The sequence below is a fragment of the Arthrobacter sp. B6 genome (genome assembly GCF_001663775.1).
GTDB lineage: Bacteria > Actinomycetota > Actinomycetes > Actinomycetales > Micrococcaceae > Arthrobacter.
Window position 1 is genome coordinate 589,715 of record NZ_KV467169.1, and the last position, 25,978, is coordinate 615,692.

The window sequence follows — 25,978 nt, forward strand, 5'->3', positions numbered from 1 at the left end:
CCGGAGCAGCATTGAGTCATGGAAATCTTCGGAATCATCATCGTTGTACTGCTCCTCCTCGTCCTCGCCGCCACCGCATCTGCGCTCCTGCGTGACGGCCTCGGCCACACCCCGCCTGTCACGTCCGACCAGGCCTGGTCCGCCCTGGACCTGCCCAGCACCAGCTACACGCTGCGCATATTCTGACCGCCGCACCCGCCCACGTCCCCTTCAACTTGCAAGGACCCGGCTCGTCAGGGCCGGGTCCTTCTGTGTGCGGCGGTGGGAGCCAGCCGGTGGTGTCCGGGCGGCGGATCACAAGCTGAGGTACGACGGCGTCGTCCGCACCTGGGCGCGCGGCACAACGCCCGCCGCGGTTGCCCGTCGCGGCCCCCCGTTGTACAACGCCCGTCACAAGGGCCCCCGCGGCCCACAGTAGACTGGTTCAAGCCATGACTTTTCACATCTCCTACCCCGCAGAGCTGCCGGTTTCCGAGCGCCGCGAGGACCTGATGGCCGCCATCGCCGCCAACCAGGTGACCATCATCGCCGGCGAGACCGGCTCCGGTAAGACCACCCAGATCCCCAAGATGTGCCTGGAACTGGGCTTGGGCGACAACGGCCTCATTGGGCACACCCAACCGCGGCGGCTTGCAGCGCGGACGGTAGCCGAGCGCATCGCGGAGGAGCTCGGCGTCGAGATCGGCCAGGAGGTGGGGTTCCAGGTCCGGTTCACCGGCGAAGTCAGCCGTTCCACCAAGGTCAAGCTCATGACGGACGGCATCCTCCTGGCGGAAATCCAGCGCGACAAGCTGCTGCGCAAATACAACGCCATCATCATTGACGAGGCCCACGAGCGAAGCCTCAACATCGACTTCATCCTCGGGTACCTCAAGCGGATCCTGCCGCAGCGGCCGGACCTCAAGATCATCATTACGTCGGCCACCATCGACCCGGAGCGTTTCGCCAAGCACTTCGGCAGCGATGACGAGCCCTCCCCCATCATCGAGGTGTCCGGACGGACGTTCCCGGTGGAAATCCGGTACCGGCCGCTGTCGCAGCCTGCAGGCGGGCCCGCCGACAGCGAAGACGCTGACGCCTCCGACGACGAACTCGAAGAGGACCGCGATCCGCTCGACGCCGTCTGCGACGCTGTGGACGAACTCGCCGGCGAGGCTCCGGGTGACATCCTCATCTTCTTTTCCGGCGAGCGCGAAATCCGTGACGCAGCCGAGGCACTCAACGCAAGGATCCAGTCCAACCGCCGTCTGGCCGGCACCGAGGTCCTGCCGCTCTTCGCCCGCCTGAGCCTGCAGGAACAGCACAAGGTGTTCCACCCGGGCAGCAAGCGGCGCATTGTGCTGGCCACCAACGTGGCCGAAACGTCCCTGACGGTTCCCGGCATCAAGTACGTCATCGATACAGGCACCGCCCGCATCTCCCGCTACTCGCACCGCACCAAGGTCCAGCGGCTGCCGATCGAACGGGTTTCGCAGGCTTCGGCCAACCAGCGCTCCGGCCGGTGTGGCCGAGTCTCCGACGGCATCGCCATTCGGCTCTATTCCGAAGAGGACTACGAGTCCAGGCCGCAGTTCACGGATCCCGAGATCCTGCGCACCAACCTGGCGGCCGTCATCCTGCAGATGACAGCCATGGGCGTAGCCCGCGGTCCCAAGGACGTGGAGAACTTCCCCTTTGTGGAGCCGCCGGACTCGCGGGCAATCAACGACGGCGTCACCCTCCTCCGCGAGCTTGGCGCCTTGAGTGCCGCCCGCACCCAGGACAACGGAGACAAGACAGCGGCCGACGGCGCCCGGCGCCCGGGTGCCGGCGCCAAGGATGCGGACCGGTCGCCCGGCAAGGGCGGCGGGCTGACCGCCGTCGGCCATAAGCTCGCCCAGCTCCCCGTCGATCCCCGGCTCGGCCGGATGATCGTGGAAGCCGGCAAGCGCGGCTGTGTCCGCGAAGTGATGATCCTTGCCGCGGCCCTGACCATCCAGGACCCGCGCGAGCGTCCGACCGACAAACAACAGCTCGCCGCGGAGAAGCACGCCCGCTTCCGCGACGAGAACTCGGACTTCACGGGCTTCCTGAACCTGTGGAACTACCTGCAGGAGAAACAGCAGGAACTCTCGTCCACCCAGTTCCGGCGCCTGTGCCGGAACGAATTCATCAACTACCTGCGGGTCAGGGAATGGCAGGACCTGTTCGCCCAGCTCCGGCAGCTGGCCCGGCCACTCGGAATCAGCCTGGACAACAAAAGGCTGGCCGATCCCGTGGGCAACCACGAGGGCATCCACATCAGCCTGCTGTCAGGGTTGCTCAGCCACATCGGCATCCTTGACGAACGCAAGCGCGAGTACATGGGCGCCCGCGGCAGCCGCTTCGCAATCTTCCCCGGCTCTGCGCTGTTCAAGAAGTCCCCCACATTTGTGATGGCGGCGGAACTGGTGGAGACCAGCCGCCTGTGGGCAAGGGTGGCGGCGAAGTTCGATCCCGTCTGGGCCGAACAGGTGGCGCCCGACCTCGTCAAACGCACGTACAGCGAGCCACATTGGTCCACGAAGATGGGCGCGGTGATGGCGTATGAGAAGGTCACGCTGTACGGCGTTCCGATCATCCCCCAACGCCGGGTCAACTACAGCCGGGTGGATCCGGTGCTGGCCCGCGAGCTGTTCATCCGGCACGCGCTGGTGGAAGGCGACTGGAAAACACACCATAAGTTCTTCCACCGGAACCGCGCCCTCCTCCTGGAGGTCGAAGAGCTCGAAGCCAGGATGCGCCGCCGCGACCTTCTGGTGGACGACGAAACGCTGTTCGAGTTCTACGACGCACGGATCGGCCCCGAGGTTGTGTCCGAGCGGCATTTCGACAAGTGGTGGAAGGACGCCAGGCAGAAAAACCCTGACCTCCTGGACTACGACAAGTCGCTGCTGCTCAATGACGACGCCGATGACCTGGACGAGGCCGCATATCCAAAGACCCTGCTGCATAAGGGCTTCGAGCTGCCGCTCAGCTACGAATTCCACCCGGTGGCGCCCGGTTCACCACCGAACCCGTCCGACGGCGTCACGGCCGAAGTGCCGGTGCTCTTCCTGAACCAGCTCGATGATGCCGCTTTCCGGTGGCTGATTCCGGGACAGCGCGCCGAGCTGGTCGCGGCGCTCATCAAGTCCCTCCCCAAGCAGATCCGGAAGAACTTTGTTCCCGCCCCGGACGTGGCACGGCAGGCTGTGGCTGCGCTGGAAGCGGACTTCGACCCCGCCGTCGACGAACTGGAAGCGTCACTGGAACTGGCCCTGCGCCGGATCCGCGGCCACATCATCCCGCCCGGCTCCTGGAACTGGGACGCTGTGCCCTCCCATCTGCGGGTGAGCTTCAAAGTGGTGGACAGCAAGGGAAAGGTGCTGGACGAGGGCAAGGACCTGGCCGCCCTGCAGGAACGGCTGGCGCCGGCAACGCGCCGCGCCATTGCCGAATCGCTCGGGGCGACTCCCGGCACTACTGTTCCGAAGCTGGCAGGAAAGGCCTCCGGAGCCCGCGCCGCGGCGTCGGAAGCAGGCGGCGCCAACGGATCGACCCCGGGTTTCCGGGAGCAAAGCGGCCTGACAGCCTGGACCTTCGGCACGGTGCAGCGGCAGGTGAGCAACACCGTCAAGGGCCACACCGTGACGGGCTACCCTGCGCTGGTGGACGAAGGGGCCTCCGTGGCGCTGCGGGTCTTCCAGACATCATCGGAGCAGCTGGAAGCCATGCGGGGCGGTGTGATCCGGCTCCTGGCCCTCCGGGTTCCGGCACCGGACCGCTACGTACTGGAGCACCTCAACAACACGGAAAAGCTGACCTTCAGCCAAAACCCGCACGGTTCAGTGTCCGCCCTCATCGCAGACTGCGCCCTCGCCGCCATCGACAAACTGACCCCCGCCGAGCTCCCCTGGGACCAGGCGTCCTTTGATGCCCTGTACGAACAGGTCCGCGCCGAACTCATCGACACCGTCTTCAGCGTCACGGCCGTAGTGGAGCGCATCCTGGCCAGCACCCGGCGCATCGAGAAGCAACTGAAGGGCACCACAAGCCTTGCCCTGATCAGCGCCCTGAACGACATCAGGAGCCAGCTGGAGCAGCTGGTTTTCCCGGGCTTTGTGGCGCGCACCGGCTACGCCCAGCTGAGTCAGCTGCCGCGCTACCTGGCGGCCATCGAAAAACGGCTCGAACGCCTGCCGGGCAATGTCCAGCGCGACGCCCTCGGCATGGCCGCCGTCCAGCGCCTGGAAGACGACTACGACGACGCCGTGTCGGCCCTGCTGCCCGGACGCCGCGCCGGTGCGGAGCTGGCACAGGTGCGCTGGATGATTGAGGAGCTCAGGGTGAGCCTCTTCGCCGTCGAACTGGGGACTGCATACTCCGTGTCCGAGAAACGTATCCGCGCCGTGCTCAACAAGGCCCTCGCGCCGGCCTAGGCCCGGGTCTAGGCGCTGCCGGGTACGAACTCCGCGTAACCGGCGGCCCGCAGCCCCTCGCGCAGCTTCTCGGCGTTGGCGTCAAGGACGGCCGGATCGGGGTGGTGGTCAGCCGAGGCAAAATCGAAGTCGGCCATGCTCCGGGACGGCCACACGTGGACGTGGAAGTGGTCGATTTCGTACCCGGCAACGATCAGACCCGCCCGTTCCGCCGGGAAAATTTCCAGCTGCACGGCACCGATGCGGCGCGCCACTTCCATCACCTTGGCGAGCGTTTCCGGCGATGCGTCTGTCCAGCGGTCCACTTCCTCAGTGGGCACTACCAGGGTATGTCCATCGGCCAGGGGCCCGGTGGTGAGGAAGGCCGCGACGTCCGGCTCGCGCCAGACGAAGCGTCCCGGGATCTCGCCGTTAAGGATTTTGGTGAACAGGGTACTCATGCGTCTGCCTCCTTGGCCGAAGCCTGCAGGGTGCTGGCGTCCAGCACAAACCGGTATTTGACATCGCCTGCCACCATGCGGTCGTAGGCCTCGTTCAGCTGGTCAGCCCGCACCAGCTCGATGTCCGCCACCACTGAATGCGCAGCGCAGAAATCAAGCATCTCCTGGGTCTCGGCAATGCCGCCGATCAGTGAACCTGTGTACGCGATCCGCCGTCGGATCAGGGCCCCCGGATTCACGGGGGGCATTGTGCCCGACGGCAACCCGAGCTGGAACAGTGCCCCGTCCCGGCGGAGGGTGCGGAAGAACGGGTTGAGGTCATGCGGGGCGGCCACAGTGTCGATGATGACGTCGATGCTGCGGTTGGCAGCTTCCATGGCCTCCGCGTCCCGGGAAAGAACCACCTCGTCCGCACCCAACTCAAGCGCGGCGGGGACCTTTGAATCGGAGGTCGTGAAGACCACTACCCGCGCGCCCATGGCCTTGGCCAGTTTCACCGCCATGTGCCCCAGGCCGCCGAGTCCCACGACGCCCACGGTGGCGCCTTTCCTGACACCGAAGTGCCGGAGCGGCGAAAACGTGGTGACCCCGGCGCAGAGCAGCGGCGCCACGGCCGCCGGATCAAGGTTTTGCGGGACCCGGACCACGTACCGGCGGTCCACCACCACGGACGTCGAATAGCCGCCCTGGGTGACTGCTCCGCCGTTGCGGGCGTCCTTTGCCCCGTACGTTCCGGTCATGCCGTTTTCACAGTACTGTTCCTGGCCGTCCCGGCAGCTTCCGCATTCCCGGCAGGAATCAACGATGCACCCTACCCCCACCAGGTCTCCCGGCATGAAGTCATCCACAGCCGACCCGACAGCGCTGACCCTGCCGACGATTTCGTGCCCGGGGACCAGGGGGTACTGCTGGCTGCCCCATTCGCCCCGGGTTGCATGAACGTCCGAGTGGCAGAGGCCGCAGAAGTCAATGGCGATCTCGACGTCGTCCGCTTTGGGTGCCCGCCTGGCTACGGTCAGCGGCACCAGTCCGCTTTCCCCGGAAGTGGCGCCATAGGCAGCCGCCAGGCGGTCGTTTTCACGGCTGTCGTTTCCGTGGCTTTCGGCAGGCAGGACCGGGCGGGCAAAGGCAGGCGGTACGGGTCGTCCAGGGCTCATACAGCGACGCTACCCCTGCGTTGCCGGATATTTCCACTCGGGGGTTTCCACCCGGCACCCGTCACCCTGGCTGGCCGCCCGCCACCACAGGCCGTTCCGGGTTGTTGGACCATTCGGAGAACGAGCCCGGGTAGAGCGACGCCGGGATGCCGGCGAGTTCCAACGCCACGACCTCGTGGGCGGCCGTGACACCGGAACCGCAGTAGACCGCCACGGCTGCGTCCCCGGAGATTCCCAGCGCGCTGAAGCGCCGCCGCAGTTCGTCGGCGGGGAGGAACCGCCCTGATTGGTCGACATTCTCCGTCGTCGGCGCGCTGACGGCGCCCGGGATGTGGCCTGCACGCGGATCCACGGGTTCGAATTCCCCGCGGTACCTTTCGCCGGCCCGGGCGTCGAGGAGTATTCCGGTGCGGGCCCAGGTCCCGGCAGCCTCCGCATCGATGGCGGGCATTAGTCCCTCGCGAAGGGTGACATTGCCTGGGACGGTCGGCGCGTCGCCGCCTTCCACGGGCAGTCCGGCGGCGCGCCAGGCGGCCAGGCCGCCGTCGAGCAGGTACACCTCCACGACGCCGGCGTGGCGCAGCATCCACCAAAGCCGCGCCGCTGCCATGTTTCCGCTGTCGTCGTAGGCCACCACAACGTCGCCGTCGTTGATTCCCCACCGCCGTGCCGATCCCTGGAACTGCTCAAGGGGCGGAAGGGGATGCCTGCCCCGTTCCGGCTGGGCGGGAGCAGCCAGTTCGGTGGCCAAGTCCACAAAGACGGCTCCAGGCAGGTGTGCCTCAAGGTAGTGATCCCGGCCGTGCGGATCGCCCAGTTTCCACCGGACGTCCAGCAGTACGGTGCGCTGGCCGGCCTGGATTCGGGCGCGCAACGCCGCCACATCCATAAGGGGTCCCATGAGGCTCCTGGTGGTAGGTATTGATCGGGCTTTGACCTGTCCACTCTAGCCCCGGCCCGGAGATCACCGCGGGTACGCTGGTCCGGTGAAGAACGCGCGCGCGGACAGGGCATGGGCTGACCAGGCCATCAGGAAAATCACCGCAGAAAACAACCGGTCCGCGGACACGCACCTGTATTCGGTGCCGCTCGCGGAGCACTGGGGAGTCCAGCTGTATCTCAAGGACGAATCGACCCACCGCTCCGGCAGCCTCAAGCACCGGCTGGCCCGCTCCCTTTTCCTCTTTGGCCTGGTCAACGGCTGGATCCGGGAAGACACCACCATAGTGGAGGCGTCCAGCGGCAGCACCGCCGTCTCCGAAGCCTATTTCGCGCAGCTCCTGGGCTTGCCCTTCGTTGCTGTGATGGCACGGACCACCAGCCCGGAAAAGATCGCCCTGATCGAACAGTTCGGCGGCGCGTGCCTCCTGGTGGACCATGCGTCCGAGGTCTACGCGGCAGCGGAGGAGATCGCAGCCACCAGCAACGGTCACTACATGGACCAGTTCACGTACGCGGAGCGGGCCACGGACTGGCGGGGCAACAACAACATCGCCGAGTCCATCTTCGAGCAGCTGGCCATGGAAGAGCATCCCGTCCCCCGCTGGATCGTGGTGGGTGCAGGCACCGGCGGAACCAGCGCAACCATCGGCCGCTACCTCAGGTACCACTCCCATGACACGGCCCTGGCAGTGGTTGACCCGGAGAACTCCGCTTTCTACCCCGGCTGGCGGGACGGCGTGGCGGAATTCACCACCGGGATGCCGTCACGGATCGAAGGCATCGGACGGCCGAGGATGGAACCCAGCTTTGTCCCGTCCGTCATCGACCGCATGATCCAGGTCCCCGATGCCGCATCCATCGCCGCCATGCGGCACCTTCGGGAACTCACCGACTTGCACGCCGGGCCGTCCACCGGCACCAACCTGTGGGGCGTCTGGCAGTTGGTCGCGGAGATGGTCGCCAAAGGCCAGCGCGGCAGCATTGTGTCCCTGATGTGCGACGGCGGTGACCGCTATGCGGGCAACTACTACAATCCTGCGTGGCTTGCCGGGCAGGGACTTGACCCCGAACCGCACGAGGCAGTCATCGGCCGGTTCTTCGAAACCGGCGTCTGGGCACCCTAGACATCGACCGTTTCGCGGACCGCCAAGTGGGTGAATTCGGTGCCATACTTAGCCCCGATCCGGGTCACATGCGACTCCACCATCTTCAGGCCCAACTCGTTGAGGAGCCCGTCGTGGATCTGGAAGGCTTGCGGCGCCCGGACACCAATAACAAAGTCGACCACTTCGCTGGCCTTGTTCCACGGTGCATGGATCGGAACCAGCAGGGTCTTTACGCTAATGCCGTCCGGGACGATGAAGGAGTCGCCGGGGTGATAGACGTTTTCGTTAATGAGGTAGCCGATGTTCGCCACCACCGGAACCTGGGGATGGATCAGGGCATGCTGGCCACCGAAGCTACGGACGCCGAACCCTGCCGCGGCAAAGGATGTCCCGGGTTCGACCGTATTGATCCGGTCTGCGGCTTGCGGTGCCTCTTCGCGCAAATGGCCCGCCACCCCCAACGGCGCGAACACAGCCAGACCACTGTCACCCCGCAGGGCGTTGACCAGGGCAGGAACATCGACGTGGTCGCCGTGCTCGTGCGTGACCAGCACCGCCTGCGCACCGTCCAGCGCTTCCTTCGCTTCGGAGAACGTGCCGGGGTCAAGGACCAGGACGCGCCCGTCTTCTTCGAGCCGGACGCAGGCGTGGGTGTATTTAGTCAGCTTCATGGCGCCAGCCTAGGGCTCGGTCCGGGCAGGTGTCCACGGAACTCCTGCCCGCCAAGGTCCGGCTGGTAATCTTGATCTTTGCCACTGTCCCTCAGGGAAGCGAGTCCATCCATGCCGTTTGGCACCAAGGCTGACGAATCCAGTCCATCAACTCCCGCGCCGGGTTCAGGCGCCGGTGTGGGCAAAGAGCAGCGCGTCACCAAGCAGCGACTGGCCATCAGCGCTGCCCTGGACGAACTGGATGACTTCGTGAGCACGCAGGAGCTCTACCGTATCCTGCAGAACCAGGGTGTGTCCGTCTCCCTCGCGACGGCCTACCGGATCCTGCAGTCGCTGGCCGACGACGGCCTAGTGGATGTGCTCCGCAACGGCGAGGGCGAGGCCGTCTACCGCCGCTGCGCGGTGACCGGCCACCATCACCACCTCCTGTGCCGGAGTTGCGGTAAAGCCGTTGAAGTCGAAGCTCCGGCAGTCGAAACGTGGGCTGCCCGGACAGCCAAGGACCACGGCTACACCGAGGTGGCCCATACTGTGGAAATCTTTGGCCTGTGCCCCGGCTGCACGGCACGTAAGGCTGCTGGCCTCCTCTGACCGGGCCCGTCGTTGAACGCGGGGGCCCGAAGTCCGCGCGACGCCCAGTCAGGCTGCGTGCAGCAGTCTGCCGTTGAGCCCCCGCCTGGCGCGGACCGTTCCAATGATCCGGCACACCACGTAAATCAGGAATGACAGTGTGGTGACGTATGGGCTGATCGGGATGCGGCCGCCCAGGGCCAGCAGAATTCCCCCCACGGTTGCGATCATCGCGAATGCCACGCTTAGCAGCACCACCGCGACCGGTGAGGACGTTACGCGCAGGGCGGCTGCGGCGGGCGTAATCAGCAGGGCAAGGACCAGGAGGGCACCAACCACCTGGATGGACAGCGCGACGCTCACGCCCAGCAAAACCATGAAGATCAGGGCAAGTGTCCGCACGGGAACGCCCCGGGCTTCCGCAAGTTCGGGGTCGACGCTGGCAAAGTTCAGCGGCCGCCAGATGATCACCAAGGCCACCATGACAACCACTGCCGTTCCCGCAAGGGCCTGCAGCTGGACAGTGTCAACAGAAACGATCTGGCCCGTCAGCAGGCCAAACTTATTAGCGGCCCGCCCTTCGTAAAGGGACAGGAACAGGATCCCCAGCCCCAGCCCGAACGGCATGATCACGCCAATAATTGAATTCTTGTCCCTGGCCCGCACGCCCATCAGCCCGAGGAGCAGCGCAGCGGCCACGGAACCGACGAGAGAGCCGAAGACGATGTCCGCGCCGATGAGCAGCGCAAAGGCCGCCCCGGCAAAGGAGAGTTCCGAGATGCCGTGAACGGCGAACGCAAGGTCGCGCTTCATCACAAACGTCCCCACGAGGCCGCCCAGCAGTCCCAGGACAGCCCCTGCCCAGATGGAGTTCTGGACCAGGACGAGGAGTTCGCCGTAGTTTTCGAAGCTGAAGATTGAGCCGATGATGCTGTCCGCGTCCATTACGCCACCTCGCCGGCAGTAGCGTGGACATCCGCGTGGTGGTGCGTGGTGGCGTCCGGGAGACCGACGACGACGATGCGCCCGTTTGTGTGGATGACCTCCACGTGGCTGCCGTAGAGGTCCGAAAGAACCTCGGTGGTCATGACCTCCTCCGGCGTCCCTACCCGGAAACGGCCTCCGGCCAGGTACAGCACGCGGTCAACGTAATCGATGATCGGATTGATTTCATGGGTGACAAACACCACGGCACTGTTCTGTTCACGGCACTGCTTGTTGATCAGGGCACTGACGGCCTGCTGGTGGTGGAGGTCCAGGGACAGGAGCGGTTCGTCGCACAGCAGGACCAACGGGTTCGTCGCCAATGCCTGGGCGACCCGGAGGCGCTGCTGTTCACCGCCGGAGAGCTGCCCCACCGGAACCTTGGCATAGTCGGTGGCACCGACGAGTTCCAGGAGCTCATCGATCCGGTGGTTCGCCCTGCCAACCCCGAGGCGCATGCCCCACCGGTGGCCATCGACGCCTAGGCCCACGAGGTCCCTGGCACGCATCGGGGTGTCCAGGGAAAACGACTTCTGCTGCGGGATGTAGCCGATCATCCGGCTCCCCCGTTCCACCGGATGGGCTCCGAGGCTGGCAGTGCCGGCGTGCAGCTGCTGCAGGCCGAGCAGCACTTTCAGGAAGCTGGTTTTGCCGCTTCCGTTGGGACCAAGCACGGCGAAGAACTCACCGGGCCTGATGTCCAGGTCGAGAGCCTCCCACAACGCCCTCCTGCCGAACTGCAGGGACGCCCCGCGGAGGCTCACAACAGGTTTCAACTATTTTTTCTCCAAAACTTTGCTGATGTTCTCCACATTGTCCGTCATCCACTGCAGGTACGTCTTGCCCTCCGGCAAGGTTTCGCTGAAGTCGACCACCGGAACACCGGCTGACTCTGCCGCCTTTTTCAGAGCCTCGGTCTGGGGACCTTCGGTCTGCAGGTTGTAGGCAAGGAAAGTCAGGTCCTTGGAGCCGGCAAGGTCTGTGGCCGCCTTCAGCACGGCCGGCGGCACGTCTGTGCCTTCTTCGATCGCAGCAGTGTAGTCCTCCGGCGTCCGGTTCTCCAGCCCCGCCGCCTCAAGCAGGTACAGCGGGACGGGCTCGGTGACCGCAACGGGAGCTCCAGCCCCGGCCGCCGACAATGCTGCCAGCTTGCCGGTGAGCCCGTCCAGGCCGGACTTGAACGTGGCAGCGTTCGCCTCGAACGTGGCCGCTGACCCCGGCTCAGCCTCGCCGAGCTTGGCGGCCAGCTCATCGGCGAGTTTCCGCATCGCGTCCAGGCTGTACCACACGTGCTCGTTGAATTCGCCGTGCCCGTGGGCGTGGCCGTGCTCATCGGCGGGTTCGCTGGCTTCGGCACCGGCGGACTCGGCAGGTTCCTCCTCCGGCGCCAGCCCTGATACTTCGACGGCGCTGACAAACCTGCTGTGCGGGATGTTGCTGTCATCTGCCAGCGTGTGGATGAACCCGTCGTACCCGCCGCCATTCTCAATGACCAGGTCAGCCTTGGACACCACCAGCCTGTCCTGGGCCGTGGCCTCGTAGGAGTGCGGGTCCTGGCTGGTCTTGTTGATGATCGCCGTGACGTTGACCTTGTCGCCGCCGATGGCCTTTGCAATATCCCCGTAGACGTTCGTGGAGGCAACCACATTGATTCCTTCGGCAGCCGAAGAGACGCCGGATGGCGCGCCCTCTGCGGAGCAGGCAGAGAGCAGCAAGCCAAGGCCGGCGAGGGCGGCCAGGGATGTACGGAGGGCGGCAGGACGGCGCACGGAAACCTCAAATCAGTTCAGGATGGAGCAAAGCAACCCCCAAAGTCTAGCCCTAGATGGGAATGATTCCTATTTATAAGAGCCCACAGGGTTTTCCACGCTTGGCGTCAGTCGCCGTTCGGCTGGCCGAGCCTCCGGATGCCGGTGGCCTGCGTGGCGTCCCGGATTTCGCCGACAAGCTGCTCGATCACGTCTTCCAGGAACAGCACACCTTGCGTCTGGCCGTCCGGACCGATGACCCGGGCAAGGTGAGAACCGGTGCGCTGCATCACCGACATGGCCGTTTCGATCTCGTCACCCAGGGCGAGGTTGGCCAGCGAGCGGATCCGGCTCTCCGCAATCGGGTGCTGATAATCCGCGTCGGGGATGGACAGGACGTCCTTGACATGCAGATAGCCGTAGAGCAGGTCGTCATCGTCCAGCATCGGAAACCGCGAAAAACCGGTTCTGCTGACTGCCTTCTCAAATTCCACCGGGGTGGTGGCGGCCTTCAGCATGACCAGGTTGTCCAGGGGCACCATGATGTCCGAGGCCGTGTGCTCGGAAAATTCCAGCGCACCGGTGATCAGCCCAGCCTCGTCATCCACAAGCCCGTGCCGGGTTGATTCCTGAACGATCGACTGGACTTCCTCAAGGGTGAACGATGAGTTGACCTCATCCTTAGGTTCGATCCGGAGGAGCTTCAGGATGTGGTTGGCCGACCAGTTCAGAGCAACAATCACCGGTTTGACCAGGCGGGCAACAAACATCAGCGGCGGTGCCAGCAAAAGTGCGGCCTTGTCAGCCACCGATACCGAGATGTTCTTTGGCACCATCTCCCCGAATGTCACGTGGAGGAAGGTAACAACCATCAGCGCTACGCCGAATGCCGCCACGTCGGCAATCTCCATTGGCAGTCCCACAGCTTCCAGCGGCGCGGCCAGCAGGTGGTGGATGGCCGGCTCGGCGACCAACAGGATCAGCAGGGAACAGACGGTGATGCCGAGCTGGGCGCAGGCCAGCATCAGCGACACGTTCTCCATGGCCCGCAGGGTGGTCTGCGCGCGCTTGGACCCGGCGTCCGCGAGTGGTTCGATCTGGCTGCGCCTGGCCGACATCACCGCGAACTCTGCAGCAACAAAAAACGCGTTGCCCATCAGGAGCACAACCAGCCAGAGTATTCCAGCCCAGTCACTCATCGTTCGGTCCTGTCTGGTTGGGCAGGTTCCACGTCAGGCAGCACCGGCCGGAAGCAGATCCTGTCGATCCTGCGCCCGTCCATCCTGGTCACGCTCAACGTTCCACCGCCCACCGCCACGGTATCTCCGACTGCAGCGATCCGGCCCAGTTCACTCATGACATAGCCCCCCACTGTCTCGTAGGCCGCCTCGTCGGGAACCGTCAGGCCTGGAATCTGTTCGGAAAGTTCATCCGGACGCAGCAGCCCGGGGAAGTACCAGTCACCCGACGCGCTCTGGAGCAGCCCGGGCCTGACTTTGTCATGTTCGTCTGCCACCTCACCCACGATTTCCTCCACGAGGTCTTCCAGCGTGGCGATTCCGGCGGTGCCACCGTACTCATCGAGGACAACGGCAAGCTGGAGGTTTCCTTCGCGCAGTTCCGCCAGGAGGGCATCCAGGTGGATGGTCTCAGGGACCCGAAGGACGTCGGTCATGATGGCACCGGCTTCGAGGTTGGGGCGGCGCTCCGAAGGAACGGCCACCGCCTTCTTGACGTGCACCAGGCCCCTGATGTCATCGGCTGACTCCCCGATGACCGGGAACCGGGAGTATCCCGTGCGGCGCGCCGCATCCACGATGTCCGAGACGGGCTGATCGGCGTCGATGGTTTCGACCCGGATCCGCGGCGTCATCACGTCAGCTGCCGTCCGGGCCGAGAAGTTCAGCGTCCGGGCCACGAAGTTGGCAGTGCCGGCGTCGAGCGTTCCCATGGCAGCTGATCGCCGCACGAGGGATGCGAGCTCGGCAGGGGTCCGGGCGCCCGAAATCTCTTCCTTGGCTTCGAGGCCGAAGACGTTGAGCACCTTGTTGGAGAACCCGTTAAGGACCATGATGGCCGGCTTGAAGATGGCCGTGAACATCAGCTGCGGCCTCGCAAGGGCGCGGCCTACCGGAAAGGACAGGGCGATCGCCATGTTCTTGGGCACCAGTTCACCCAGCAGCATGGACAACAGGGTGGCGAGCACCATCGCGATGACCAGGGACACGGACGCGGCCGCGACCTCTGGAATCCCGACGGCGGTGAGGGGCCCCTCGAGGAGTTTCCCGACCGACGGTTCCATTACGTAACCGGTCAGGAGGGTGGTCAGTGTGATGCCGAGCTGGCAGCTGGAGAGCTGGGTGGAAAGGGACTTCAGGCACTTGAGCAGCGGAACGGCCCGGGTGTCACCATTGTCGATCGCGCGCTGGACAGTCGCCTGGTCCAGCGCAATAAGGGAAAATTCGACGGCGACGAAGAACCCGGTGCCGGCGATCAGCAGGAGTCCTGCCGCGAGGAGCAACCATTCCATTCAGCATCCCGCCCGGTGACGCTGGGGCGGGGCGGCGTAGGTAACTGTTGCAGGATGGGTCCGGAAAAAACTGCCCGGAGGAGGATGGTCCGCCGAAGCGGACGCTGGCTCCTTGATGGCTCCGGAGGCGCGGAGCGACGAAGAATGATGGGCTCGTGTTCGGGGTTTGCCGGCTCGGCGGGTCAGCTGCGCGGTGCTGTTCTTCATGCTCCGCTGACAGCCCCCAGGCCGGCACCTAGATTTACTGTCCATAAGAATCTCAGTCTACAGGAGCAAATCCCCGCGTTTTGAAGCGTTCTGAAGGGTCCCCAGCCGGACCCCGGCGCCGGCCTCGGATGGTCCGCCGCCGCCATATTTGCCAATCTCCGCGTCACTTCATGATTTGGGTCACCCTTATTGGCAGTTAATACAGAATGCTCATTAGACTGGCAAAGGTCTGGGTTCAGAGGACGCAGAGACTGGTTCGGATGTTGTGCTGAGGCACCGTGGCGGCCAGAGAGAAATCAAACTCATGGAAGAGGCGTATTTCAAGTGCCAGAGCAGCCTAGCCACCGTCTACCAGAGGAATTTGGCGGAAATGAGTGGCTCGTTGACGAACTGTACGAGCAGTACCAGAAGGACAAAAACGCAGTGGATGCCAAGTGGTGGCCCCTGTTCGAATCCTTCGACTCGGGCAGCGGTTCTTCCTCCAACGGGAACTCGGCCCTTGCCGTCGCCCATCCCGCAACCCGCGAAATGCCCGTTGTAGGGCAGACCCCGGCCCCCGCAACTCCGGCACCGTCGCCGGAAGCGCAGCGGGCTGCACCTGCACCCGCACCCGCCCCCGCTGCTCCAGCGGCGCCCGCGTCCGGTAAGAAAGCACCAGCCACTGTGGCGCGCGACGGCGCGAAGAAGACCGAGCCGGGCACCGGATCCCAACCGATCCCTGCCCAGCTCCCCAAGAATGTCAAGGCACCCACAGCGCCCGAGGAAGACGTCATCTCCGTCCTTCGCGGCCCGGCCAAGGCCATAGCCACCAACATGGTGACGAGCCTTGAGGTTCCCACCGCCACAAGCGTCCGCGCGATCCCGGCCAAGCTCCTGATCGACAACCGCGTGGTCATCAACTCCAACCTGGCACGTGCCCGCGGCGGGAAGGTCTCCTTCACGCACCTGATCGGCTACGCCGTCATCCGGGCCCTGTCGCAGTTCCCGTCCATGAACGTGTACTACGACGAGGTGGACGGCAAGCCCGTTGCTGTCCAGCCGGCCCACGTGAACTTCGGCATCGCCATCGACATGCCCAAGCCCGACGGAACCCGCCTGCTCATGGTTCCGAACATCAAGAAGGCGGAGACACTCAACTTCTCCGAGTTCTGGCACACCTACGAGGACCTCATCAAGCGTGCCCGAAGCGGCAAGCTGACTGCTGACGACCACCAAGGCACCACCGTTTCCCTGACCAACCCCGGCGGGATCGGCACGGTCCACTCCGTGCCGCGTCTTTCCAAGGGCCAGGCCGCCATCATCGGCGTCGGCGCACTGGACTACCCCGCCGAGTTCCAGGGTGCGAGCGAAAAAATCATCGCGCACAACGCGATCAGCAAGGTACTGACGCTTACCTCCACGTATGACCACCGTGTCATCCAGGGCGCCGGCAGCGGCGAGTTCCTGAAGCTGGTCCACCAGCTCCTGCTCGGTGCCCAGAACTTCTACGACGAAATCTTCGAGGCCCTGCGCATCCCGTACGAGCCCGTGCGCTGGAGCCCCGACCTGCAGGTTGACCCGTCAGACCAGATCAACAAGGTTGCGCGGATCCAGCAGCTGATCCACTCCTACCGTGTGCGCGGCCACCTCATGGCTGACACGGACCCCCTTGAGTATGTCCAGCGCAAGCACCCGGACCTTGACGTCCTGACCTATGGCCTGACCCTGTGGGACCTGGACCGTGAGTGGCCCACCGGCGGTTTCGGCGGCAAGCCCCAGCTCAAGTTCCGCGACATCCTGGCAGTGCTCCGTGACGCGTACTGCCGCACCACGGGCATCGAATACATGCACATCCAGGAACCGGAGGAGCGCAAGTGGTTCCAGGACCAGCTGGAGCACCCCTACTCAAAGCCCACCCGTGAAGAACAGCTGCGCATCGTTTCCAAGCTGAATGCCGCCGAGGCCTTTGAGACGTTCCTGCAGACCAAATTCGTGGGCCAGAAGCGCTTCTCCCTGGAAGGCGGCGAGTCCCTCATCCCGCTGCTCGATGCCATCATGTCCGACGCCGCTGATGACGGCCTGGACGAGGTAGCCATCGGCATGGCCCACCGTGGCCGCCTGAACGTGCTGACGAACATCGCCGGCAAGACTTATGCCCAGGTTTTCCGGGAGTTTGAAGGCACCCAGGACCCCCGCTCCGTGCAGGGCTCCGGCGACGTGAAGTACCACCTTGGCACGGAAGGCACCTTTACCTCGGACAACGGCAACGAGACCAAGGTCTACCTCGCTGCCAACCCCTCCCACCTTGAAGCCGTGGACTCCGTGCTGGAAGGCATCGTCCGCGCCAAGCAGGACCGTCTGGACCAGGGCGAGGCCTTCCCCGTCCTCCCCATCATGGTCCATGGCGACGCCGCCTTCGCGGGCCAGGGTGTGGTCGCTGAGACCCTGAACCTGTCTCAGCTCCGTGGCTACCGTACCGGTGGCACCATCCACGTTGTGGTCAACAACCAGGTTGGCTTCACCACGGCTCCGTCGTCCTCGCGCTCATCCACGTACTCCACGGATGTTGCCAAGATGATCCAGGCCCCCGTGTTCCATGTGAACGGTGACGACCCTGAGGCTGTGGTCCGCGTCGGCCAGCTCGCCTATGAGTTCCGCCAGCGTTTCCACAAGGACGTTGTGATCGACATGGTGTGCTACCGCCGCCGCGGCCACAACGAGGGCGACGATCCCTCGATGACCCAGCCGCTGATGTACAACCTGATCGAAGCCAAGCGCTCCGTCCGCAAGCTGTACACCGAGTCGCTGATCGGCCGCGGGGACATCACCGAGGAAGAAGCAGAGCAGCTGCTTCGCGACTACCAGGAGCGCCTGGAGCGGGTCTTCGCGGAGACTCACGCCGCCCAAACCTCCCCGATCCCGATCATCACGGCGGACTCCGCCGCGGTCTCGGACATCGAGCGTCCCATCGCACAGCAGTCCGATTTCGGCACCAACGCCCCGGCGTCCACGGCCATCTCCCCGGAGACCCTGGCCCGGATCGGCAAGGCGCACATCGAAATTCCCGAGGGTTTCACCGTCCACTCCAAGCTCAAGCAGCTGCTTGAGAAGCGCGAGCAGATGTCCCGCGAAGGCGGCATCGACTGGGGCTTCGGTGAGATCGCAGCCTTCGGCTCACTCATCATGGAAGGCGTTCCCGTCCGCCTCGCCGGCCAGGATTCGCGCCGTGGAACCTTTGTGCAGCGCCATGCCGTGTTCCACGACCGCTCCAACGGAAACGAGTGGCTGCCGCTGGGGAACCTCTCGGACAAGCAGGCGAAGCTGTGGATCTACGACTCCCTGCTGTCCGAATACGCGGCCATGGGCTTCGAATACGGCTACTCCGTGGAGCGTCCGGACGCCCTCGTTCTGTGGGAAGCGCAGTTCGGCGACTTCGTCAACGGCGCGCAGACCATCATTGACGAGTTCATTTCCTCGGCTGAGCAGAAGTGGGGCCAGCGTTCATCCCTCGTGCTGATGCTGCCGCACGGCTACGAAGGCCAGGGGCCGGACCACTCTTCAGCCCGCATCGAACGTTTCCTGCAAATGTGCGCGGAAGAAAACATGATTGTTGCCAACCCCACGACGGCCGCATCGCACTTCCACTTGCTGCGCCGGCAGGCCTACAGCCGGCCGCGTAAGCCGCTGATCATCTTCACCCCGAAGCAGCTGCTCCGCCTCAAGGGAGCCGCGTCGTCGGTCGAGGACTTCACCACGGGCAGCTTCCGCCCGGTCATCGGGGACCACGAGCAGCTGGCGGCGGACGCCGTCGAACGCGTGCTCTTGGTGTCCGGCCGGCTGTACTACGACCTCCTGTCAACGCGACAGAAGACCGAGGACAAGACGACGGCAATCGTCCGTGTTGAGCAGCTCTACCCGCTGCCCGAGGCGGAAATTTCCGCGGAGCTGGCCAAATACCCCAATGCCGAGGTTGTCTGGGCGCAGGATGAGCCCGCCAACCAGGGACCGTGGCCGTTTATGGGCCTCCACCTCCCGGGCGCGCTCGACCGCAAGGTCCGTCTCGTGTCCCGCCCGGCGTCGGCGTCCACGGCCGCCGGCTCCATGAAGCGGCACGCAGCCGAGCAGGACACTCTCCTGAAGCAGGCATTTGCACGTAAGTAAATACGGTGGCTGCCCGGCCGGACGTCGAAATACCAGACTCCGGCCGGGCAGTTCTGTTTAATGGGGTGCAAGGGCAGCAAAGGGTGCGTCTGCCCGGCCCGTCCCCGCGCTGCCGGCGCGGGCGCCATTCAGTACGGAAGTAAAGAGGAACTTGTGGAAGACAGGAAGCTGCGCATCGCAGCTGTTGGAGATGAACTGCTGGCCGGGCTGGGCGACCCCAGGGCCCTCGGCTGGCTGGGCCGCGTTCTGGCCCGCACTCCGCAGGACGGCATGGCACTGGAAAGTTATGCCCTCCCCTGCCCGCAGGAAGGAACCGAAGGGCTGGCCGCACGCTGGCTGGAGGAAGCCGGCCGGCGTTTCAGCGACCTCCATGAAAACCGGCTGGTCATCGGTCTCTCCGGCCGCGACATTGAGTTCGGCCTCTCCACCGCCCGCAGCCGGCTGAACCTGGCCAACATCCTGGATTCAGCGTCGCAGAACCGGATCGAGGTTTTTGTCGTCGGCCCGCCACCAACACTGGATCCCGGCCAGAACCGCCGGCTGGGTGAGCTCAACACCGCCTTCGCCGATGTCACCACCCGGCGTAAGCACCTTTACGTGGACACCTTCTCGCCGTTGCTGAACCACGAACAGTGGCGCCAGGATCTTGCCGCGAACGGCGGGACACCTGGTCAGTCCGGCTACGGCCTCATGGCGTGGCTGGTCCTGCACCGTGGCTGGTTCCAGTGGCTGGGAATGGACGCCCCGGCATAGTCCACCTCCGCCAATTCGCGATATATCTTGACCTGGCCTCCCGGCCGGGTATACCGTGAAGTATCAATCACGATATATCGCGATCTTGGAGGATCCATGGCAGAGACCAGCTGGACCGTCACCGACCCCCGGACCATCGATGTGGACGGAGTCACGTCGCTGAAGCTGGGCATGGTCAGCGGACGGTTCGACATCGTTTCCCACGCCGACGCCGTCGCGCGCATTGAGGTTTCAGAGGTCCAGGGCGACCCCGTAGCCATCAGCCTCGTGGACGGCCGGCTGGAGGTCCGGCACCAGCTCGACGGGCCGCAGGGGTGGTTCAAGAACCTCATGGGAACGATCAACCACAACAGCAACAATTCCGCTGTCATCAGCATCGCCCTGCCGGATGGAGTTGCCGTCGAGGCCGGCACCGTCAGCGGTGACGGGCTGGTGTCCGGGATCAGCGGACACACCAGGCTGAACACCGTGTCGGGCTCGGTCATGGCGGATGAAACTGCTGGTGACCTCCACGTCAACACCGTCAGCGGCGAAGTCATCGCACGCCACCACGACGGCGTCCTGACCGCCAAGAGCGTGTCCGGCGAAGTCACCGCATCGGGCAAATTCAGCCACATCCGGGCAAACACAGTCAGCGGCGACATGAGCTTCGACCTCCTGGGGTTCACGCAGGACTTTGGTGCCAACTCGGTCTCCGGAGACCTGACCATCCGCCTTCCGCACGACGTCGGTGTGGACATCGTGGCCAAGTCGGCCAGCGGCACCCTGGTCATCGACAACCAGCAGTACTCCCAGCCGGGTGGCAAAGTGGAAACAATCGCAGGCCCGGACGGCAAGCTCATGATTGTCCGTACGAACTCCGTCTCCGGCAAGACGTCGATCTTCCACAGCCAGCCAGCCGGGACCCCGGAAACAGGGCTCTGATGCCTCCTGTCTTCGCCCACGGAGCGCTGCGGCTCTACCTCCTTGCCCTCCTGGAGTCCGGCCCGAAGCACGGATATGAGCTCATTAAGGCGCTCAATGAACGGTTCGGCGGCACCTATTCCCCCAGCGCGGGCACGATTTACCCGCGGCTGGGGAAGCTCGAAGAGGAGGGGCTTGTCGCCACGGAATCAGAAGGCCGCCGCACCAATTACCACATCACGGCTGCGGGCCTCGCTGAGCTGAACACACGCAGGGACGAGCTTGCCGGCGTCGAAAATGACATCTCAGCCTCCGTCCGGCGGTTGGCGGACAATCTCCGCGACGATATCCGTGCCAACATGCGTGGGCTGAGGGCAGACCTGGCCGCAACGGCCGAGGCAGCGAGGGCCTCGGTCCGCACCGGTGATTTCACTGCAGCGGCAACGCGGCACTCCCCAGAGGGACAACGCACGCTCAAGGAAGCCGAGATGCTGCTTCAGGCGTTCCGGGACGACCTTCGCGTCGAGCTGCGGCTGCAGGCCAGCAGGCAGCCGCTGAGCCCTGAAGCGCTTGAAACGGTCCGCACGGTACTGGACCAAGCCCGCATTTCCATCCGGAATTCCCTGCCCGGCTGAGGCGCTGCTTCACGGTCGGTTCCGGTTCGCGGCCTGTGCCATCATGTGGGAGACTTGAGGGCAGCTCTTTTGAGTACCAACATTAAGGAGGCCAGCTATGAGCAAGCGTGCACGTAAACGTCGTGACCGTAAGCGTGGCGGCGCGAACCACGGCAAGCGCCCCAACACCTAAGCAAAAGCTTGGTATGACGGTTCAAGCGAAGAACCCCGGAAGTCACATGGCTTCCGGGGTTCTTCGTCTCTTACGGCGAGTGGCTGGTGCCGGTTGCCCTCAGGCCTCGACTGGACGGATCGAGTGGATGCGGTCCAGGATGGCGTTTTTCAGGTTCTCCGGAGCAGCTTCAGTACAGGAGCGCTTGACCATGTTGCGGATGACGCACTCCAGGTCGTACTGCTGGGAGCATTCCGGGCAGTCGTCAAGGTGATCCTTAATGTCTGTGATGTCTTCACGGGTCAATGCCCCATCAAGATATTCGTAGATGCGTTGCATCCGGGCGTCGTCGCAGTCGCCCAATCCCTGGCAGTCGCTCATTTCCTGTTCTCCTGTTGTGTGCTTCCGGCCGTGTCCTGAGGATCGACGGCGGTTTTGAATCCCCGGTCGGCGGCATACTCCGCCAGCATGTCCCGCAACATTTTCCGGCCGCGGTGTAGCCGGGACATCACGGTGCCGATGGGCGTGTTCATGATGTCTGAGATCTCCTTGTAGGCGAAGCCCTCCACGTCCGCGAAATACACGGCGAGCCGGAACTCTTCGGGAATGGCCTGCAGCGCCCTCTTGACGTCAGTGTCAGGGAGGTGGTCCAACGCCTCTGCTTCGGCCGACCTTAGCCCGCTGGACGTATGGGACTCTGCCCTGGCGAGTTGCCAGTCCTCGATGGTGTCCGAATTGGACTGCAGCGGCTCGCGCTGCCGCTTGCGGTACAGGTTGATGTACGTATTGGTCAGGATGCGGTAAAGCCACGCTTTGAGGTTGGTCCCGGGCTTGTACTGGTGAAATGCCGAAAACGCCTTGGTGTAGGCCTCCTGCACAAGGTCTTCGGCATCAGCAGGGTTCCGCGCCATCCGCATGGCCGCTGAGTAGAGCTGGTCCACATATTGCATGGCATCGCGCTCAAAGCGGATCCGGCGCTCCTCCGTGCTTTCCGTGGCAACGTCCACTGCCTGGCCTGCGGCTTCGGCTTCTGCGCCCGTAGACTCAGTCGGCACCGGCCCGGAAGCAAGCGTGCCGCCTGAGTCCAGTTGCCCGTCGGCGGTCTTGGCTTCGCGTCCGGAGGCCTCATACATGGCCTCGAGGGCCGGATCCAGGGTGCTCATTGCCCTCAAGTCTACTGCGACGCCCCGGGCACGCGGCGACCCATACTCCGGGGCGGCGGATCCCAAGGCTTCCATCGCCACGGGGCCTGTCACGTCCATACCGTCCTTCACCAACCCCAAAGGCCAACTCCGTTCCCTGTACCGTTCCACGCACACGGACCTGCATCCCGCCCGCTGTGCATGGGTGGCGCGCTGTGCGCCGCATTCGTCCGATACTGCCGGACCCGCAATCCATAACCTTTCGCGGCGGGCAAATATTCCCCAAAAGTGCAAGACTAGAACCGACTCCGCCGCATTCGACGCGGTTCGTCCACCCAGGAGGAAATCCATGTCCTTTGTCCGTACTCTCGCCCGGCCCATGCTGGCATCCAGCTTCGTACTCGCTGGGGTGGAGAAGCTCAAGAACGCGGATGACACTGCCCAGCAGCTGTCGCCGCTCCTGCGCAAAGCCACCGCCTCACTGCCTTTCCGTACGGAGGAGAAGACACTGGCGCGGGTCATCGGCGGAGTGCAGGTGGGCGCCGGAGTGCTGTTCGGCCTCGGCAAGTTCGCGCGGTTCTCGGCAACGCTCCTCACCGTCATTTCTGCTCTGAATACGTTCGTGGAGTGGCGCAGCGCCGACATCAGCACCAAAGAAGCACGCGTGGCACGGCGTAACCAGCTCCTGAAGAACCTCTCCTTGGCCGGCGGGGCCCTGCTCGCTTCGGTGGACACCGTAGGCAAGCCCGGATTGGCCTGGCGGGCGGAACACCTTGCCGCCGACGCCCGGAAGGGCGCTTCACACCTGGCGGCGGACGCCCGCAAGACCACCGGCAAGAAACTCCACAAGGCCGACAAAGCCGTGCGGCGTGCGGTGGACCAGGCAAAAGGGGCCTAAGGACGCATGACCGGATCCCCCACAGCCGTTTCGCAGCCTGACGCGGCCGAAGCACTCCCGCACTGGCCCGCACCGTTCGCCACCCGGCCCATCAATGCCACCGTCACCGTGCCGGGTTCGAAATCCCTGACCAACCGGTTCCTTGTCCTGGCGGCGCTGGCTGACGGCCCATCCCGACTACGCGCTCCGCTGCATTCCAGGGACTCCGCCCTGATGATCGAGGCTCTGCGGCAACTGGGTGCGGCCATCACTGAAGTTCCCGGCGACGGTGCATTCGGTCCTGACCTTGAAGTCGTCCCGCTCCCGCAGGACTCGCCGGCGTCGCTGGCCCGGATCGATTGCGGCCTTGCCGGAACGGTCATGCGCTTTGTTCCCCCGCTGGCTGCGCTCCGGAACGGCATCAGCGTTTTCGACGGCGATCCGCACGCCAGGAAGCGTCCCATGGGGACCATCATCGAGTCGCTGAAGGCGCTCGGGGTGGCGGTTACGGCGGAGGACGGTGGCACCCCTGCGTCCCTCCCGTTTGAGGTTTCCGGAACGGGGGAGGTCCGGGGCGGTCATCTGGTCATCGATGCCAGCGCATCGTCGCAGTTCGTCTCCGCGTTGCTGCTGGTGGGTGCACGGTTCACGGAGGGGCTCCACCTGGAGCATGTGGGAAAGCCGGTACCAAGCCTTGACCACATCAACATGACAGTGGCCGTCCTTCGCGACGTGGGGGTCTCGGTGGACGATTCCGTCCCCAACCACTGGGTCGTGGAGCCGGGAACCATCCAGGCGTTCGACCAGCGCATCGAGCAGGACCTGTCCAACGCCGGCCCCTTCCTCGCCGCCGCCCTCGCGTCCGGCGGAACGGTCCGGATTCCGGGCTGGCCCACCGAGACCACCCAGGTCGGTGACCTCTGGCGCACCATCCTTGCGGACATGGGCGCCATGGTCAGCCTGGCCGACGGCGTCCTCACGGTCACCGGCGGGGCGGAGATCAAAGGTGGCGACTTTGCTGAAACCAGCGAGCTCGCCCCCACTGTTGCTGCACTCTGCGCCCTCGCCAGCGGGCCCTCCCGGCTCAGCGGTATTGCCCACCTTCGCGGCCACGAGACTGACCGGCTTGCCGCCCTGGTCACCGAGATCAACCGGCTGGGCGGCGACGCCGAGGAAACCAGCGACGGACTGGTGATCCGCCCGGCTAAGCTGCACGCCGGCGTCGTCCGCAGCTACGCGGACCACCGGATGGCAACGGCGGGCGCAATCCTGGGCCTGGCAGTGGAAGGCATCGAAGTGGAGGACATCGCCACAACCGCCAAGACCATCCCGGATTTTCCAGGGCTGTGGGCAGACATGATCGCACAGGGCCAGGAACCCGCTACCCATGAACCCGCTGGTGCCGCATAGTGGCACGCAGCACTGATTCCTGGGATGAATCCGACGTCCGGATCCGCCCCAGCAAGAAGGGCTCCCGCCCCCGCACCAAAGACCGTCCCAGCCACGACGACGCAGTGACGGGGCGGATCATCACCGTGGACCGCGGCCGGTACACGGCCGTTGTTGGCGAAGACTCGGGCGAAGAACGCATCATCATCGCCGCAAGGGCACGGGAACTCCGCCGCTCCCCCGTAGTCGCCGGCGACTTCGTCTCGCTGGTGGGCGACGTCTCCGGAGAACCGGACACACTGGCCCGGCTGGTCCGGATCCAGGACCGCCGGACGCTCCTGCGGCGCAGCGCGGACGACACCGACCCGGTGGAGCGGGCCGTCGTAGCCAACGCGGACCAGCTGGTTGTGGTGGTTGCTGCCGCCAACCCCGAGCCACGCACCGGCTTCATCGACCGCGCGCTCGTGGCCGCATACGACGCCGGCATTGAGCCGATCCTTTTGGTCACCAAGGCGGACGTCAAGGACCCTGCCGACCTCCTGTCGAACTATGAGCACCTTGATTTCCCGGTCATCATCAGCCGGACTGCCGACTCTGCGGCCTCCGGCATCGACGCCCGCTCCGACGACGGGCTCTCGGCCCGCCTGGACGGCGACGCGGTCGCCCAACTCCGGGCGTACCTCGACGGCAAGGTGACAGTCATGTTGGGACACTCGGGAGTGGGTAAGTCCACCATGGTAAACGCCCTGACGGGCGCCGAGCGGGCCACGGGTGGCGTCAACGCGGTGACCGGCCGGGGACGCCACACGTCATCCTCGGCCCTCGCCCTGAAACTGGCCGATGCCCCGGCAGGAAGCTGGATCATCGACACCCCCGGCATCCGGTCCTTCGGCCTGGCGCATGTCGACCCCGACCGCATCCTTCGTTCCTTCCCGGACTTGGAACCGGGCACGGATGCCTGCGAGCGCGGCTGCAAACACACTTCCAGCGCAGTCAACTGCGGCCTCGACTCCTGGGTGGCTGAAGGCCACGCGGGACCAACCGGAGCCGCAAGGCTCGGATCCCTGCGGCGCCTCCTGGGCACTGATCCGCGGATGGAGGGGCAGGAGACCAAGGAACTGGGCAACGTGAATTGACGGGTTCCCGGCGTGTTGTAACAGCGGCTGTCCCATTCGGGACGGTTCGCAAAATGCC

General features: G+C 64.9%; 23 protein-coding genes. 12 read left to right on the top strand and 11 right to left on the bottom strand.

What is annotated here, in order from left to right; genetic code table 11:
• The first annotated feature begins 18 nt into the window (after positions 1-18).
• Positions 19-186, top strand: coding sequence for a hypothetical protein (locus tag AU175_RS22060; RefSeq protein ID WP_197497169.1), 168 nt, complete (start codon positions 19-21; stop codon positions 184-186).
• A gap of 245 nt (positions 187-431) precedes the next feature.
• Positions 432-4,439 (top strand): ATP-dependent RNA helicase HrpA, encoded by a 4,008-nt coding sequence (hrpA, locus tag AU175_RS17395; protein ID WP_066292522.1) that lies wholly within the window; start codon positions 432-434, stop codon positions 4,437-4,439.
• Positions 4,440-4,447: 8 nt separating this feature from the next.
• Here the strand turns inward: hrpA and AU175_RS17400 are convergent, their stop codons facing one another.
• The 3 genes from AU175_RS17400 to AU175_RS17410 all read right to left on the bottom strand — a co-directional run bounded on the left by AU175_RS17400 (position 4,448) and on the right by AU175_RS17410 (position 6,937).
• Positions 4,448-4,879, bottom strand: coding sequence for an HIT family protein (locus tag AU175_RS17400; RefSeq protein WP_066292523.1), 432 nt, complete (start codon positions 4,877-4,879; stop codon positions 4,448-4,450).
• Entirely contained in the window at positions 4,876-6,036 is a 1,161-nt protein-coding gene (locus AU175_RS17405; RefSeq protein ID WP_066292525.1) for an NAD(P)-dependent alcohol dehydrogenase, read from the bottom strand. Before AU175_RS17405 ends, AU175_RS17400 begins: the two co-directional genes overlap by 4 nt.
• Positions 6,037-6,097: 61 nt before the next feature.
• Positions 6,098-6,937 carry a sulfurtransferase gene (locus AU175_RS17410; RefSeq protein WP_066292527.1) on the bottom strand — a complete coding sequence of 280 codons (840 nt, stop codon included), beginning with the start codon at positions 6,935-6,937 and terminating at the stop codon, positions 6,098-6,100.
• Positions 6,938-7,022: 85 nt separating this feature from the next.
• Between AU175_RS17410 and AU175_RS17415 the strand changes: the two genes are divergently transcribed.
• Positions 7,023-8,102 (top strand): PLP-dependent cysteine synthase family protein, encoded by a 1,080-nt coding sequence (locus AU175_RS17415; protein ID WP_066292532.1) that lies wholly within the window; start codon positions 7,023-7,025, stop codon positions 8,100-8,102.
• On the opposite strand, the gene AU175_RS17420 is transcribed toward AU175_RS17415, so the two are convergent.
• Positions 8,099-8,755 carry an MBL fold metallo-hydrolase gene (locus tag AU175_RS17420; protein WP_066292535.1) on the bottom strand — a complete coding sequence of 219 codons (657 nt, stop codon included), beginning with the start codon at positions 8,753-8,755 and terminating at the stop codon, positions 8,099-8,101. The two genes, AU175_RS17415 and AU175_RS17420, sit on opposite strands and share 4 nt — an antisense overlap.
• 111 nt (positions 8,756-8,866) lie before the next feature.
• Between AU175_RS17420 and AU175_RS17425 the strand changes: the two genes are divergently transcribed.
• On the top strand, positions 8,867-9,346 hold the full coding sequence (locus AU175_RS17425; protein WP_066292537.1) for a Fur family transcriptional regulator: 480 nt from the start codon (positions 8,867-8,869) through the stop codon (positions 9,344-9,346).
• Positions 9,347-9,394: 48 nt separating this feature from the next.
• Here the strand turns inward: AU175_RS17425 and AU175_RS17430 are convergent, their stop codons facing one another.
• The 5 genes from AU175_RS17430 to AU175_RS17450 all read right to left on the bottom strand — a co-directional run bounded on the left by AU175_RS17430 (position 9,395) and on the right by AU175_RS17450 (position 14,587).
• The gene (locus tag AU175_RS17430) at positions 9,395-10,270 is read right to left on the bottom strand and encodes a metal ABC transporter permease (RefSeq protein WP_066292539.1); all 876 of its coding nucleotides are present in this window, start codon (positions 10,268-10,270) and stop codon (positions 9,395-9,397) included.
• Positions 10,270-11,085, bottom strand: a complete 816-nt coding sequence (locus tag AU175_RS17435) for a metal ABC transporter ATP-binding protein (protein WP_197497170.1) — start codon at positions 11,083-11,085, stop codon at positions 10,270-10,272. Before AU175_RS17435 ends, AU175_RS17430 begins: the two co-directional genes overlap by 1 nt.
• Positions 11,086-12,078 carry a metal ABC transporter solute-binding protein, Zn/Mn family gene (locus AU175_RS17440; protein ID WP_066292542.1) on the bottom strand — a complete coding sequence of 331 codons (993 nt, stop codon included), beginning with the start codon at positions 12,076-12,078 and terminating at the stop codon, positions 11,086-11,088.
• A gap of 107 nt (positions 12,079-12,185) precedes the next feature.
• The gene (locus AU175_RS17445) at positions 12,186-13,256 is read right to left on the bottom strand and encodes a hemolysin family protein (RefSeq protein ID WP_066292544.1); all 1,071 of its coding nucleotides are present in this window, start codon (positions 13,254-13,256) and stop codon (positions 12,186-12,188) included.
• Positions 13,253-14,587 (bottom strand): hemolysin family protein, encoded by a 1,335-nt coding sequence (locus AU175_RS17450; protein WP_066292547.1) that lies wholly within the window; start codon positions 14,585-14,587, stop codon positions 13,253-13,255. Before AU175_RS17450 ends, AU175_RS17445 begins: the two co-directional genes overlap by 4 nt.
• A 531-nt stretch (positions 14,588-15,118) precedes the next feature.
• On the opposite strand from AU175_RS17450, the gene AU175_RS17455 reads away from it, so the two are divergent.
• The 5 genes from AU175_RS17455 (at position 15,119) to AU175_RS22830 (ending at position 21,397) form a co-directional block, all read left to right on the top strand.
• Complete coding sequence (locus tag AU175_RS17455) at positions 15,119-18,934, top strand: multifunctional oxoglutarate decarboxylase/oxoglutarate dehydrogenase thiamine pyrophosphate-binding subunit/dihydrolipoyllysine-residue succinyltransferase subunit (RefSeq protein WP_066292550.1); 3,816 nt, start codon at positions 15,119-15,121, stop codon at positions 18,932-18,934.
• 153 nt (positions 18,935-19,087) lie between these two features.
• Positions 19,088-19,687: a GDSL-type esterase/lipase family protein gene (locus AU175_RS17460; protein ID WP_066292557.1), complete on the top strand. Its 600-nt coding sequence runs from the start codon at positions 19,088-19,090 to the stop codon at positions 19,685-19,687.
• Positions 19,688-19,783: 96 nt separating this feature from the next.
• Complete coding sequence (locus AU175_RS17465) at positions 19,784-20,611, top strand: DUF4097 family beta strand repeat-containing protein (RefSeq protein ID WP_066292559.1); 828 nt, start codon at positions 19,784-19,786, stop codon at positions 20,609-20,611.
• Positions 20,611-21,225, top strand: coding sequence for a PadR family transcriptional regulator (locus AU175_RS17470; RefSeq protein ID WP_066292562.1), 615 nt, complete (start codon positions 20,611-20,613; stop codon positions 21,223-21,225). The genes AU175_RS17465 and AU175_RS17470 overlap by 1 nt, the downstream gene beginning before the upstream one ends.
• Positions 21,226-21,322: 97 nt before the next feature.
• Positions 21,323-21,397 carry a 50S ribosomal protein bL37 gene (locus AU175_RS22830; RefSeq protein ID WP_369299106.1) on the top strand — a complete coding sequence of 25 codons (75 nt, stop codon included), beginning with the start codon at positions 21,323-21,325 and terminating at the stop codon, positions 21,395-21,397.
• A 99-nt stretch (positions 21,398-21,496) separates the two neighbouring features.
• On the opposite strand, the gene rsrA is transcribed toward AU175_RS22830, so the two are convergent.
• Together rsrA and AU175_RS17480 are read right to left on the bottom strand one after the other, a co-directional pair.
• Complete coding sequence (rsrA, locus tag AU175_RS17475; RefSeq protein ID WP_066292574.1) at positions 21,497-21,757, bottom strand: mycothiol system anti-sigma-R factor; 261 nt, start codon at positions 21,755-21,757, stop codon at positions 21,497-21,499.
• On the bottom strand, positions 21,754-22,539 hold the full coding sequence (locus AU175_RS17480; RefSeq protein ID WP_231938641.1) for a sigma-70 family RNA polymerase sigma factor: 786 nt from the start codon (positions 22,537-22,539) through the stop codon (positions 21,754-21,756). Before AU175_RS17480 ends, rsrA begins: the two co-directional genes overlap by 4 nt.
• A 328-nt stretch (positions 22,540-22,867) precedes the next feature.
• On the opposite strand from AU175_RS17480, the gene AU175_RS17485 reads away from it, so the two are divergent.
• Genes AU175_RS17485 through rsgA form a run of 3 tightly spaced genes read left to right on the top strand, consistent with a single transcriptional unit; the run spans position 22,868 to position 25,920 of the window.
• Positions 22,868-23,416 (top strand): DoxX family protein, encoded by a 549-nt coding sequence (locus AU175_RS17485; protein WP_066292579.1) that lies wholly within the window; start codon positions 22,868-22,870, stop codon positions 23,414-23,416.
• A gap of 6 nt (positions 23,417-23,422) precedes the next feature.
• Positions 23,423-24,805: a 3-phosphoshikimate 1-carboxyvinyltransferase gene (gene aroA, locus AU175_RS17490; protein WP_066292600.1), complete on the top strand. Its 1,383-nt coding sequence runs from the start codon at positions 23,423-23,425 to the stop codon at positions 24,803-24,805.
• A complete protein-coding gene (gene rsgA / locus AU175_RS17495) occupies positions 24,805-25,920 on the top strand; it encodes a ribosome small subunit-dependent GTPase A (RefSeq protein WP_066292603.1) in 1,116 nt (371 codons plus the stop codon). The genes aroA and rsgA overlap by 1 nt, the downstream gene beginning before the upstream one ends.
• The last annotated feature ends 58 nt before the right edge of the window (positions 25,921-25,978 follow it).

Coding starts and splice junctions, on each gene's coding strand:
- AU175_RS17430 (WP_066292539.1), bottom strand. CDS start 10,270: ATGGACGCGGACAGCATCATCGGCTCAATCTTCAGCTTCGAAAACTAC.
- hrpA (WP_066292522.1), top strand. CDS start 432: ATGACTTTTCACATCTCCTACCCCGCAGAGCTGCCGGTTTCCGAGCGC.
- AU175_RS17465 (WP_066292559.1), top strand. CDS start 19,784: ATGGCAGAGACCAGCTGGACCGTCACCGACCCCCGGACCATCGATGTG.
- AU175_RS17420 (WP_066292535.1), bottom strand. CDS start 8,755: ATGAAGCTGACTAAATACACCCACGCCTGCGTCCGGCTCGAAGAAGAC.
- AU175_RS22060 (WP_197497169.1), top strand. CDS start 19: ATGGAAATCTTCGGAATCATCATCGTTGTACTGCTCCTCCTCGTCCTC.
- AU175_RS17400 (WP_066292523.1), bottom strand. CDS start 4,879: ATGAGTACCCTGTTCACCAAAATCCTTAACGGCGAGATCCCGGGACGC.
- AU175_RS17405 (WP_066292525.1), bottom strand. CDS start 6,036: ATGAGCCCTGGACGACCCGTACCGCCTGCCTTTGCCCGCCCGGTCCTG.
- rsrA (WP_066292574.1), bottom strand. CDS start 21,757: ATGAGCGACTGCCAGGGATTGGGCGACTGCGACGACGCCCGGATGCAA.
- AU175_RS17445 (WP_066292544.1), bottom strand. CDS start 13,256: ATGAGTGACTGGGCTGGAATACTCTGGCTGGTTGTGCTCCTGATGGGC.
- AU175_RS17480 (WP_231938641.1), bottom strand. CDS start 22,539: ATGAGCACCCTGGATCCGGCCCTCGAGGCCATGTATGAGGCCTCCGGA.
- AU175_RS17450 (WP_066292547.1), bottom strand. CDS start 14,587: ATGGAATGGTTGCTCCTCGCGGCAGGACTCCTGCTGATCGCCGGCACC.
- AU175_RS17410 (WP_066292527.1), bottom strand. CDS start 6,937: ATGGGACCCCTTATGGATGTGGCGGCGTTGCGCGCCCGAATCCAGGCC.
- AU175_RS17425 (WP_066292537.1), top strand. CDS start 8,867: ATGCCGTTTGGCACCAAGGCTGACGAATCCAGTCCATCAACTCCCGCG.
- AU175_RS17485 (WP_066292579.1), top strand. CDS start 22,868: ATGTCCTTTGTCCGTACTCTCGCCCGGCCCATGCTGGCATCCAGCTTC.
- aroA (WP_066292600.1), top strand. CDS start 23,423: ATGACCGGATCCCCCACAGCCGTTTCGCAGCCTGACGCGGCCGAAGCA.
- AU175_RS17470 (WP_066292562.1), top strand. CDS start 20,611: ATGCCTCCTGTCTTCGCCCACGGAGCGCTGCGGCTCTACCTCCTTGCC.